The sequence below is a fragment of the Myxococcus eversor genome (assembly GCF_010894455.1).
Lineage (GTDB): Bacteria > Myxococcota > Myxococcia > Myxococcales > Myxococcaceae > Myxococcus > Myxococcus eversor.
The window spans coordinates 238,690-250,536 of sequence record NZ_JAAIXY010000019.1; the positions used below are offsets into that span (position 1 = coordinate 238,690).

General features: G+C 69.9%; 7 protein-coding genes. 2 read left to right on the forward strand and 5 right to left on the reverse strand.

Going from position 1 to position 11,847, the window contains the following annotated elements; translation table 11 throughout:
• Window positions 1-13 precede the first annotated feature (13 nt).
• The 5 genes from G4D83_RS33340 to G4D83_RS33360 form a co-directional block, all read right to left on the reverse strand.
• Complete coding sequence (locus G4D83_RS33340) at window positions 14-1,084, reverse strand: hypothetical protein (protein WP_240356876.1); 1,071 nt, start codon at window positions 1,082-1,084, stop codon at window positions 14-16.
• Between the two features lie 17 nt (window positions 1,085-1,101).
• Window positions 1,102-3,009: a hypothetical protein gene (locus tag G4D83_RS33345; protein WP_163868904.1), complete on the reverse strand. Its 1,908-nt coding sequence runs from the start codon at window positions 3,007-3,009 to the stop codon at window positions 1,102-1,104.
• Between the two features lie 115 nt (window positions 3,010-3,124).
• A complete protein-coding gene (locus G4D83_RS46985; protein ID WP_163868905.1) occupies window positions 3,125-4,132 on the reverse strand; it encodes a c-type cytochrome in 1,008 nt (335 codons plus the stop codon).
• Window positions 4,133-4,140: 8 nt separating this feature from the next.
• Window positions 4,141-5,139 carry an aromatic ring-hydroxylating oxygenase subunit alpha gene (locus tag G4D83_RS33355; protein WP_163868906.1) on the reverse strand — a complete coding sequence of 333 codons (999 nt, stop codon included), beginning with the start codon at window positions 5,137-5,139 and terminating at the stop codon, window positions 4,141-4,143.
• A gap of 11 nt (window positions 5,140-5,150) precedes the next feature.
• Window positions 5,151-5,333, reverse strand: a complete 183-nt coding sequence (locus G4D83_RS33360; protein ID WP_163868907.1) for a Xan family putative trans-acting RiPP leader peptide — start codon at window positions 5,331-5,333, stop codon at window positions 5,151-5,153.
• Between the two features lie 203 nt (window positions 5,334-5,536).
• Here G4D83_RS33360 and G4D83_RS33365 point away from each other — a divergent pair, with 203 nt between their 5' ends.
• Window positions 5,537-7,540, forward strand: coding sequence for a hypothetical protein (locus tag G4D83_RS33365; RefSeq protein ID WP_163868908.1), 2,004 nt, complete (start codon window positions 5,537-5,539; stop codon window positions 7,538-7,540).
• A gap of 124 nt (window positions 7,541-7,664) precedes the next feature.
• Window positions 7,665-11,847: non-ribosomal peptide synthetase (locus tag G4D83_RS33370; RefSeq protein ID WP_163868909.1), on the forward strand; the 4,183-nt coding region annotated here is incomplete at its 3' end.

Genomic DNA, 11,847 nt, shown 5'->3' on the forward strand with positions numbered 1-11,847 from the left:
GTCGCCTTCCCCTCTACGGCTGGCACAGCCAGCGCTCATCCAGCGGCGGCGGCGGCGGGTCCTCCAGCGGGTCCACCGGAGGGGCCGGCAGGCTGGGGTCGGGGTACGCGTACACGCGCTGCACGGAGACACCGGCGCGCGGCTGCACGGTGACCGGCGAGATGACCAGCGGACGCGGGTACGGGCCCGGCGGCTCCTCCGGCGCGGGCACGTAGGTGTCCCTGAAGGTCACCGTCACGGGAGTCGTCAGCCCCGGAGGCAGCACCAGCGCGTAGTAGCCGAAGAAGCCCGTCGGGTCCGACGACGCGAAGAAGCCCATGGGCGACTGGCCCGGCGGACCCACTCCAGGAGGCGCCCAGTTCACCGACAACAAGGTGCCCGCGCTCGTCTCACCCACGACGCTGTCCAGCGGGATGACGAAGTAGTCGTAGAAGAAGCTGGGCGGATGCACCCAGAAGAGGACGACGCCACCCGTCCGGGCCGGGTCGAGCAACTGCTCCACCGTCGTCGGCGTGCCCTCTCCCGTCAGGTACTGGGCCACCGCGTCCAGCGCGCCCGCGCTGCCGACCATGGGCGCCGTCTGGGAGGTGCACTCGTTGACGTTGACCTGGATGGGGCGCAGGTACGTGGTGGGGTAGTGCGTCGCCGGCGGCAGCGGAAAGGGCGCGCCCTCCGTGAAGAACTCCACGGGCCCCGCCGGAGGAATCGCCTCCGCCAGATAGGGCGTCGTGGCATCCAGGGGGACACCCTCCACCTGCCAGATGCCCGCGAAGGACGACGTACCGCTGGAGACGGGGGCTCCGCTGCCGGCCAGCCGCACCGTCGCACCGGGGATGGCCGAGAAGAGCAGGTACGGCGTGTCCTCGAAGAGGGCGGGAGGCGGCGTCTCCTCTCCCGGGAAGTTCAGCACCGTCAGGAAGAAGGCTTCGGGGTCATAGACGACGCCGGAGACGGTGGCGCGGCGCTCGGGCAGCTCTCCGATGGGAGCGTTCGTACCCTCCTCGGGGGGAACGGGCTCTGAATCGGAGCATCCGCCCAACGTGGCGGCGAGCAGGAAGGTGGCGGTGAGGGAGCGGGCCTTCATGGCGGTCCTGTTCGGAATCATCGGAGGGGCAGCACGTGCTCGGCCGGGGGCGTCGTCACGTGGCACGCGTTGGCGCAGTTCCCGTAGATGTTGGGAGCGGACGCGAGGTTTTCGAACTCGAGGTTCTTGTACTCATTGCCGTGCGTGCCCGGATGGCAGCCGGCACAGGCGATGAGGCTGGGCCGCAGGGTGCTCTCACGCGTCAGGTGGCACAGGGTGCAGTCGCCCTTGTTCTGGGCGTACTTGCGCGAGCTGATGTGGATGCGGTGCATGAAGTCCGACACGTGCCCCACCGACTCGTCGTAGTGGCACACCTTGCACGTCTCCACGTGGTCCACGCTCACGCCGTGGTGGAGGTTGCTCAGCGAGTTCGGCCCGTTGTGGCACACCTGGCAGTTGCCAATCTGGTTGGGGTACTTCGTGGGCTCGGCCTGACCGACCTGGAAGAAGAAGGGGTCCAGGCGATTGAGCCGCTCACCCATGTAGTTGCGGTGGCCCTTGAGGAGCAGGGCATACGTGCCGGGCTTCGCGTCCGGCGGCAGCTCCACGGTGTAGCGCGTGCTGGGCCGGTGGGACTTGCCTCCGGGACGGTAGGCCGCGGCGGGATGGATGTAGTACGCCGGCTCGACGCCCGTGGGAAACGCGAAGTACGGCGGCGTATGCGAGCCGTTGACGACCTTCAGGTCCTGGAGGGGCCCCACCACCTTGAAGCCCGACTCGGAGGCGCTGGTGTCGCGCCAGTTGATGAGCATGTTGCTGTTGAAGTACGCGAGCCCGTTGGAGCCGTCCCCCATGTAGTCGTTGAAGCTCGGCATGGTGTCGCGCGGGTGGAGGGCATGGCCGTCGCCGTCCTGCAGCGCCACGACGAAGTCCAGGGACTCTCCCGGCAGCAGGAAGCGGCCGTTCTGCGGCGGCGCCACCACGACGCTCTGCTTCAGGCCGAAGCCGCAGCGCACGGCCACGTCGGTGGGCAGGCCGTTGGGCCCCATCTCGAAGCAGGAGTCGGGGCGCTCGTTCTCCGGGACGAAGGTCACCGGGAACAGGAACGGCTTCAGGGGCATCAGGCTCCAGGTGAGCCGGATGAGCCCCTCGCCCCGGAGGTCCGGCATGGTGAAGGACTTGAAGGGGTTGGTGGAGTTGGCGAACGAGACCTTCACCGTGGTGAGGTAGTTGATGGCCTCGCGCGTCGCGGCCACCACGGGGACGGGGTCATCCGCGAATTTCGGCGGCGCCAGTCCCGTGACGGCGAAGGAGACGCGCGTGTGGCCCGTCGCGGCGTTCTCCGCCATGAAGTCGCTGCGCTTGTAGGTCTCGCTGGTGCGCACGTTGCCGTCGGCGTCGAGCACCTCCAACAACAGCGTGTCCGTGTCGGAGTTCATCCAGGCGGCGTTCTCGTAGAACGTCTCGCGCTGCATCGCGCCCGGGTCCAGCACCTTCCAGTCGTCGAGCCCCACCGTCAGGCCGCTCCAATCCAAATCCTTGAAGTCCGATTGGAGGCGCGCCCAGGCGGCCGGAGTGCGACGGTCGTTGTAGTCCGTGTGGACGTCGTGGGCCAGGTCCACCGCGGAGAACTCCCGCAGGAAGTACAGCTCACCCGGCTTCACATTCATCCGCGCCGACGGGGGGACCGGGGGGATGGCGGCGCTCAGGGGAATGGCCGCGTTGAGGTTGAGGCACGTATCGGGATAGCTGGGCAGGACGAGCCCTCCCTTCGTGACCGGCTCACCGTTGGGCAGGATCGCGCAGCCCTTGAAGGACAGCAGCGACAGGGAGATGGCACCCGAGGCGGAGCTGTCGTACGGGTCGAAGGCCGTCGCGCCTCGACCGCGAGTTCCCTCCGCGTCGGACGTATCGAACAGGTTGCAGCCTGTGATGAGCGCCAGCACCGGGAGCGTCAGCAGCAGCGACTTGAAAGGCGATATCATGAGGACTCGTGCCAGGCCGGTACCGTTCTGCCCTGTAGCGACTGGCGGGTTTCTAGCGAATGAGAACCCGAGAATCCTATAGGCCCTCCGCCCAATACGCCAACAGTCGGCTGCGTTACTTCCCGACAGCAGGGGGGCCCGCATCCGGGGGAGCCGCGATCCGAGGGCTCACGGCGGGCAGGGTCTTCAGGTACCGGTAGATGGCGCGCAGGTCGTCCTCGTGGAGTCCCGCGAGGAGGCCCCAGGGCATGGCCAGCTTGTTGACCTGACCCCGGCGGCTGGGGGCCGCGGCCACGTCCTTCCAGGCGGTGAAGCGCGCGACGAAGGCGTCCTCTCCCCCCTTGAAGATGGCGCCCTCGGGGCGCAGCGACGGCGCCTTCTCCTCGCCAAAAGGCGTGGGCAGGGGAAGTCCTCCAGCGAAGGGCACGGGGGTCTCCTCCAGGCCTCCGTGGCAGAAGGAGCACTGGGCCACGGTGGCCAGGTACTGGCCCCGCGCCACCACATCCCCACCCGGAGGGGGCACGGGGCCCGGCAGCGCGCTGGCCAGCCCCTGGAGCTGGGCGACCAGCTCCTCGGGCAGCTGCGTGCGCTCCACGGAGCGCGGGACGGGGGGAACCTGGCGCAGGTACGCCACCACGGCGCGTGCGTCCTCGTCGGAGAGGGTCCGCCACTCGGAGTACGGCATCATGGGGAAGAGCGTCCTGCCATCCCTGCCCCGGCCCTCCCTCAACGCCCGCAGCAGCTCCTCGTCCGTCCAGCGGCCGATGCCGTGCTCGGGGTCCGAGGTGATGTTGGGCGCGCAGACCCGGCCGGGGACGCCATGCCCCTCGCCGAAGCAATCGCCCGCCAGCGCCTCGGCCTTCGCGGGTCCGCCATAGCGGGAGTAGTCCCGGGCCGTGTGGCAGGCGCCGCAGCCGAGCACCGCCTCCACGAGATAGCGGCCCCGGGCCACGCGCTCCGCGTCCTTCGCCACGGCCGGGACGACGGCGGCCTTGGGCGCCACCGCGAGGGGAGTGGAGGGCGGCACCTGCTTCGGGGCCTCTTCGCGCTGGCTGCACGCGGTCCCCCACACGAGCGTCAGCACGACGACGGCACCCAGCCGCCCCACTCCGCCAGCACGCATGAGCGCCCTCACTCCATCCCAGGGCTGTCCGGAGCCTGGCCCAGACGCAGCGCCGCCATGGCGCGGCGGTATTCGATGGGCAGCCGGTCCGCCTTGACGTGGACCTCACCGTCGAAGCCCAGCGGGTGCGCCTTCGGACGCTGCCCCTCGGCGATGCGCCGGTCCTGCTCCAGGATGGCCAGCTCCGACTTCACGAACATCTCCCCGAAGTTGCGAATCCTCGGGTGGTACGAGCAGAAGTAGAAGCACCGCATCTTCTCTTCCGAGAGGGGCTGCGCCACCGCGTAGACGGTGTGCGTGTAGAAGAGCGTCGGCTTGAACTCCAGCCGCACGGCGAAGGGCAACGTCATGTCATAGGTGAGCGTCGTCTTGTCCACGCGTGGGGGCGCCCCGCCGATGCTCGGTCCGAGCGCCGGGTAGACGATGCGGGCCCTCAGCCCGGAGGCATGCCGCTCCACGTCATAGGCGGGCACCTCCTGCTGCTCGGGGTTGCCGAACGTCCCCCGGTGCACCCAGGACAGGTGCGCCACGTCGAGGACGATTTCCATCATCCGCCCCGCGGACACGTCCCAGTCCAGCAGCGGCAACGCCACCGTGGCCAGGGCCCCGTCCTCCAGCTCCGGCCACTCCGGCAGCGGCGCCGACGGCGTCGCGGACAGACAGACCCAGATGAGCCCGTAGCGCTCGGCGCAGCGGTACGCGGCGAGCCGGGCCTTCTGGGAGATGGGCGCCGAGAGCTGCGAGGGCACCCTCACGCAGCCACCATCGGCCCCGTACGTCCAGCCATGGAAGGCGCAGCGCAGCCCCTCTCCCACGGGCTCGCCGTCGCAGAGGTCCGCGCCCCGGTGCGCGCAATAGCGCTGCGTGGCCGCGACGCCTGACGCGGTCCGCCAGACCACGCCATCCACTCCGAGCAGTCGGAAGGCAAGCGGCCGTTCGTTCAGCTCGCGGGAGAAGGCGACCGGATGCCAGAACGCGGAGAGCGCCTCCTCATAGGGGCGCGGCATGGCGGTGGTGCTCACGCGAGGGCGAGCGGAGCAATCTTGCTTTCAATCTCCTCGAGCAAGAAGTCGATCTCCTCAATCTCGTCGAGCTTCTCTGGGGCCGCGGCGACGGAGGGCTCCGCAGAGGGCGCAGCCGCTTCGGAGACCACCGTGGACGTGTTGGGCGACTGGACCGACTCTGACGCTTCCGAAGCCATGACTCCTCCTGGCACTCGCAGCAAAGGGGTTGCCATGCTCGTGGGAATCCAGGCGAGGTGTCAACACGCGGCCGGTGTGTTCACGCAATGCGTGAACGGCTCGGCGGCCGGTGTGTTCATGAAACGTAACGCCCTGACAGGCAATCTGGTGGGGTGGGTGTCTCGCGACATTGATTGAGAGGAGGCTAGAGTGCGGCTCCCCCATGCCAGCCCCGCTCACCCGCGCCTTGCTTGTCTTTTGCCTCCTGCTTGGAGGCACAGCGGGAGCAGAGGTCTGGAAGCAGGTGCGTCCGGGCGCCACCACCGAGCAGCAGGTATTGAGCCGCTTCGGTGAGCCCACGCGGCGACACACGGCCGGCGGCGCGCGCGTGCTCACGTATGACGAGGACTCGGCGCCGTCGGGCACCGTGCGCGCGGACTTCCACGTCGATGAGAGGACGCAGCGGCTGCGCCGCCTCGATGTGTATCCCTCCCCCGCGCCGTCTCGCGAAGCGGTGGAGCGGATGTTCGGCCCCGCGTGTCAGGGAGGAGGCCGCGCGAAGAAGCCGTGTCACGAGGTCAGGCTCTCGGCCACCAACGAGCCCTACCTCCACTATGTCGCGCGCGGGCTCGCGGTGTTCTTCGCGCGCGGAGAGCTCCAGGCGCTGACGTACCTCCCCGCCGCGCGAGCGCGTCAGGCACGCATCGCTCCGGTGGAGCCGCCCCTGATGCAGGAGGCTCCCACGGCGAGCCCCGAGCCGCGCGCGAGCACGAACACGCCCGCCGACGAGGGCCTCGCTCAAGCGACTCCCACCACCACGTCGCAAGCGCCTTCGGAGACCGCGGCCGTGGAGCCCATCGCCACGTCCCCCGTGGTCCCGGAGCTCACGGTGGCACGCGTGGAGGTCCCGAGCGCGGACACCGGCTCGAATTCGAGCGACCTGCTGCGTCCCGCGATGATGGACAGCGGCGAAGGCGCGCCGAGTCCCACCGCGGACAGCGACACGACGCAGGGACCGCGTCCGCTGAACGAGCCCGAGGAGACGCGAGCGCCGCGACTCGCGGACCCGGTGCAGCCCGAGGTGCTGACGCTCGGAGGGTTCTACTTCCAGCGCGCGGACATGGTGGTGTCCCAGCGGGCCACGGACGCCACCACGGCCGCGCAGCCGTACTTCCCGGGGCTCGTGGACGTCTACCTGGACTTCAGGCCCCAGGACGACATCCGGGCCTACGTGGTGGGGCGCCTGGTCTATGACCCGCTGGACCCGACGCTCTCCACGCCGAGGACGAGCCTGGACAAGCTGTGGCTCTACTTCGGCCTCTTCGACAGCATCTACGTCACGGCCGGACGCCAGCATGTGAAGTGGGGAAGCTCCCGCATCTGGAACACCACCGACTTCCTGCGGTCCCCCAACCCGGATCCGCTCGGCGTGTTCGACCTGCGCCAGGGCGTGGACATGGTGAAGGTGAACGTGCCCTTCGAGTCGCTGCGCGCGAACCTGTGGGCGTATGCGACGGCGACCCTGGAGGACACGGGGGTCACCGGCGCGCTGCCCCGGGCGCGCTACGGCGGCGCGGTGCGCGGGGATATCGCCTTCGGCACCAGCGAGCTCATCGCCTCCGCGTCCTTCCTGGAGCGGCGCCGCCCGCGCTACGGGCTGGACTACTCGCTGGGAATCGGGAGGCTGGACCTCAACGCCGAGGTCGCCTTCGTGCGCGACTCGGACACCCGGCTGTGGCGGTCCACGCCGGAGGGGAGCTTCGTCGAGCGCACCGTGACGGGCACGCAGGTGCAGGCCAGCGCGGGTGTGGCCGCCGAGCTGCGCATGGGAGACCTCTTCCGCACCGTCCTCCGGGTGGAGGGCTTCTACAACCAGTTGGGCGACGACGACCGGCGGCTGCTCACGTGGGTCCAGTCGACCGGTGACTACCGCGCCCTGTACTTCGGCCGGACGTATGGCCTGGGGCAAATCACCGTCACCCGCCGCAGCATCTACGAGCCGTCGTGGACGCTCACCGTGCTCGGCAACCTGGGGGACCCGTCGTTCCTGGGCCGCCTGGACTTCGGCTTCGTGCGCAACAACGTGAACGTCGCGGCGTTCGTCGAGGCGCCCTTCGGCGCTCGCGGCGGTGAGTTCCGTTTCCAACCCGACCCCTCCGTGGCGGACCTCCCCGCGACGGACCTGGGAATGTTTCGAGCCGGCATGAGCCTCCGCCTCCGGCTGTAGTCCCCTGACGCCCTTTCACATGACCACTCCCCCTGACTCCGTCCTCCCCGGTCAGTCCCCCCTCCCGGCGCAGACGACTTCCGGGCCCGCGCAGGTCGGGCCGGCGGAACGAGACAACACCCTCGTGGCTTCCACGAGGCTCCCCGAGTCCGACCGCCAGCGCGTGCTGGTGGAGTGGAACGCGACGACCTCCGAATACCCTCGCGAGTCCACGTTGCACGAGCACTTCGCCCGCGTGGTGGAGCGCTTCCCGGACAAGGTCGCCGTCGAGTTCGGAGACAGCCGGCTCACCTACCGCGAGCTGGATGCGCGCTCCAACGTGCTCGCCCTGAAGCTGCGCGAGCTGGGCGTGGACACCGACGTGCGCGTGGGGCTCGCCGTCGAGCGTTCGCTGGAGCTCATCGTCTCCGCGGTCGCCATCGTCAAGGCCGGCGGCGCCTACGTCGCGATGGACACGTCGTACCCGCGCGAGCGCCTGGCGGGCATGGTGGAGGACGCCCGGCCCCAGGTCATCATCATCTCACGCGCGCTCGTCCCCCGGATGCCCGTCGGGGAATCGCGCCTGTTGGTGGTGGAGGACCTCCCGCTCGAGGGCCCGGCCGCGCACGCCCCGCCGTTCCGTGCGCTGCCCGACTCGCTGGCCTATGTGGACTTCACGTCCGGCTCCACCGGCAGGCCCAAGGGTGTCGGCACGACGCACCAGGGAGTGCTGCGCAACCACCTGGGCGTGAGCTATGCGCGCTTCGGGCCGGACGAGACGCAGTTGTTGATGACGCCCCTCTCCTTCGACGTCTCCACGTTCGAAATCTGGGGAGCGCTGCTCCACGGGGCCCGGCTGGTGGTGATGACTCCGGGAGTCCCATCGCTGGAGGAGCTGGCGCGGGTGGTCCGCGAGGCCCGCGTGACGACGCTCTGGCTGACGTCGGCGCTGTTCTCCCAGGTGGTGGAGGAGCACCTGGAGCTGCTGCGTCCCGTCAAGCAGCTCCTCGCCGGTGGCGACATCGTGGCGGCGACCCACGTGCGCCGGGTCATCGACACGCTGGGGATTCCCGTCATCAACGGGTACGGCCCCACGGAGACCACGGTCTTCGCCACTTCGTACAGGGCGACCGCGTCCGCCCAGGCCGCGAAGACGTTTCCCATTGGCGGCCCCATCAACAACGTCCGTGCATACGTGCTCGGCGAGGACGGTGAGCCGGTCGCCATCGGAGCCACCGGCGAGCTGTTCGTCGGCGGCGAGGGGCTCGCGCGGGGCTACATGGAGCAGCCCGCGCTGACCGCCGAGCGCTTCCTGCCGGACCCCTTCCACGGTGTCCCCGGCGCGCGAATGTACCGCACGGGCGACCTGGTGCGCTGGCGGGACGACGGCGTACTGGAGTTCCTCGGTCGCGCGGACTACCAGGTGAAGGTGCGCGGCTTCCGCATCGAGCTGCCCGAAGTCGAGGCCGCGCTGCGCGCCCATCCCTCCGTACGAGACGCCGTGGTGCTCGCGGTCGCCGACCCTTCGTCGGGCAAGCGACTGGTGGCCCACGTGGTGCCCGCGGTGGGGCTGCGCATCGAACCCCGCCAGCTTCGCGCGGACCTGCGTCAGCGCCTGCCCGAGTTCATGGTGCCTTCCGAGGTGGTGGTGCGCGGCGCGCTGCCCCTGACGGTCCATGGCAAGGTGGACCGTCGAGCCGTCGCCAGCCAGCCGGTTCCGGCCCAGGAGGACGGACTCCAGGCCCCCGCGGGTCAGGCACCTCGTGGCCTCGTCGAGGAGATGCTCACGCACCTGGTCGGTCAGGTGCTGGGCCGCCAGGACGTGGCGCGAGACGTGAGCTTCTTCGACCTGGGCGGGCACTCCCTCAGCGCGACGCGACTCATCGTCCGCGTCCAGCAGACCCTGGGCGTGCGCCTGCCACTCAGCGCGCGATTCGGCACGAGCACCGTGCTGGAGCTCGCCCGCGAGGTCGCCGAGCGTTCCCGTTCCGCCCTGCCCCTGCTGCCCGAGCCGACGCGGCTCCCGAAAGAGGCGCCTCGCTTCGTCTCCGCATCGCAGGACCGCATGTGGTTCCTGCACCAGTTGCAGCCGGAGCTGCGGGCGTACATCCACTCCGAGGCCGTGGAGCTCCGGGGGCCGGTGGACGTGGTGGCCCTGGAGGACTCCCTGCGGCTGCTGTTGGAACGGCACCCCGCGCTTCGCACGCTCGTCGTCTCCCATCAGGGACACCCGGTCCCCCGCGAGCAGCCAGTGCCCGCGCACGTGCTGCGAGTCGAGCAGGTGCAAGGCTCCGGAGAAGACGGCCTGCCCTGGGAGCGACTGCGGGAAGAGGCCGCGCGTCTCTTCTCCCTGGAGCAGGGACCGCTCTACCGCTTCCTGCTGTTCCAAATCGCTCCCGAGCACCACGTGCTGCTGTTGGTGCTGCACCACCTGGTCATGGATGGGCTGTCGTTGGACATCCTCTTCCGTGAGCTGGGGCAGGCCTATGCCGCTCCAGCGGGACAGCGGCGCGGCCTCCTGCCCGAGCCCGAGCTCACCTTCGCGGACCTGGCTGCCTGGGAGCGCAACCCGGAGATGAAGGTCCGCGAAGACACGGACCTCGAGTACTGGACGCGACAGCTCGAGGGGGCTCCCTCCCAGTTGTCACTGCCCACCGACCGGCCCCGCCCGGGCGTCGTGAGCGACCGGGGCGCGGCGACTCCGAGGCACCGGCTGACACCCGAGCTCCGACAGGCCCTGGACGCGGTCTGCCAGCAGCATCAGGTGACGCCCTTCATGGTGCTCTACGCCGCGTTCGCGGTGTTGCTGCAGCGCTACTCCGGGCAGTCCGAGCTGTGCGTGGGTACCCCGGTCTCCGGCCGCGCGCACCCCGCCGCCGATGACGTCGTGGGCCTGTTCATCAACACCGTCGTGCTCCGCACGAAGGTGGATGCGCGTGCCTCGTTCGTGGACCTGCTCGCGCAGGTGCGCACCACGTCCCTGGAGGCCGTCTCCCATCAGCAGGTCCCCTTCGAGCGCGTCGTCGAGAAGCTCCAGGTGGAGCGCACCCACGGCGACTCGCCGCTGTTCCAGGTCCTGTTCGACATGAGCCGCGTGGAGCATCCGCTCGCGTCGGCGTTCCCCGCGCTCGCCCCCCGGGCACTGCATCTGGTTCCGGGCTCCAGCGCCTTCGACCTCCACCTCACCGTCCACAAGGTCCGGGAGGAGTACGAGTTCTTCTTCCGCTACCGGACCGAGCTGTTCGACGACTCGAGCGTCCAGCGGATGCTCACCCACTACCTCCAGTTCCTGGGCAACGCGCTGCATGCGCCCACGTCCGCGCTCGGGGAGCTCCCGCTGGACACGGAGGCGGAGCGCCAGCAGGTGCTGCGGGACTTCAACTCGGAGCAGCGGCCCTTCGATGAAGAAGCGACCGTTGCCTCGCTGTTCCTGAGCGCCGCGACGCGGACTCCGGACGCCGTCGCCCTGGTGACGCCCGACACCTCGCTCACGTTCGCCCAGCTCTCCTCGCGGGCCACGCAGCTCGCGTCACACCTCTCCGCCCTTGGCGCCCGACCCGAGGCCGTGGTGGGCCTGTGCCTGGAGCGCTCCGCTGACTCCGTCATTGGCCTGCTCGCCATCCACTTGAGCGGCTCCGCCTGCCTTCCCCTGGAGCCCTCGCATCCCGCCGCCCGTCGCGCCTCGCTGCTGCGACAGTCCGGCGCGCGCCTGGTCATCTCCCGCGAGTCCTTGTTCGAAGGCGCCACGCTCCCCATCCCCCTCGTGCGGCCCGAGGATGCGTCCCAGCCCGGCGCCGCGCTCGCGCCTCCCGTGCCCGCGCGTCCGGACCACCTCGCGTATGTCCTCTACACCTCCGGCTCCACGGGCGAGCCCAAGGGCGTCGAGCTCACGCACCGGAACCTCGTCCACGGCTTCGCCAGCTTCGACGCCTTCCTCGATACCGCGCCCGGCGCGACGTGGGCTGTCACCAGCAGCTTCTCGTTCGACATGCACATCATGGAGCTGGTCTTCAGCCTCACGCGAGCCGCTCGCGTGGTGCTCCGGCCAGTCGGCCCCCTCAACCTGGGCCGTGACATCCTCCAGCACGGCATCACCCACATCGTCATCACGCCCTCGTCGCTCGCCACCGCCTTCGAGGAGCCCGGCGCGCCAGAGGCCCTCCGTAGGCTCAAGGTCGTCGTCACCGGCGGTGAGGCCCTGCCCGACTCCCTTGTGAAGCAGCTCGCCTTCACGCAGACCCGGCTCACCAACGCCTTCGGTCCGACGGAGACGACCCTCTGTGTGACGTCCGCGCCGTGCTCGCCCGAGCTGCCCGTCACCCTCGGCA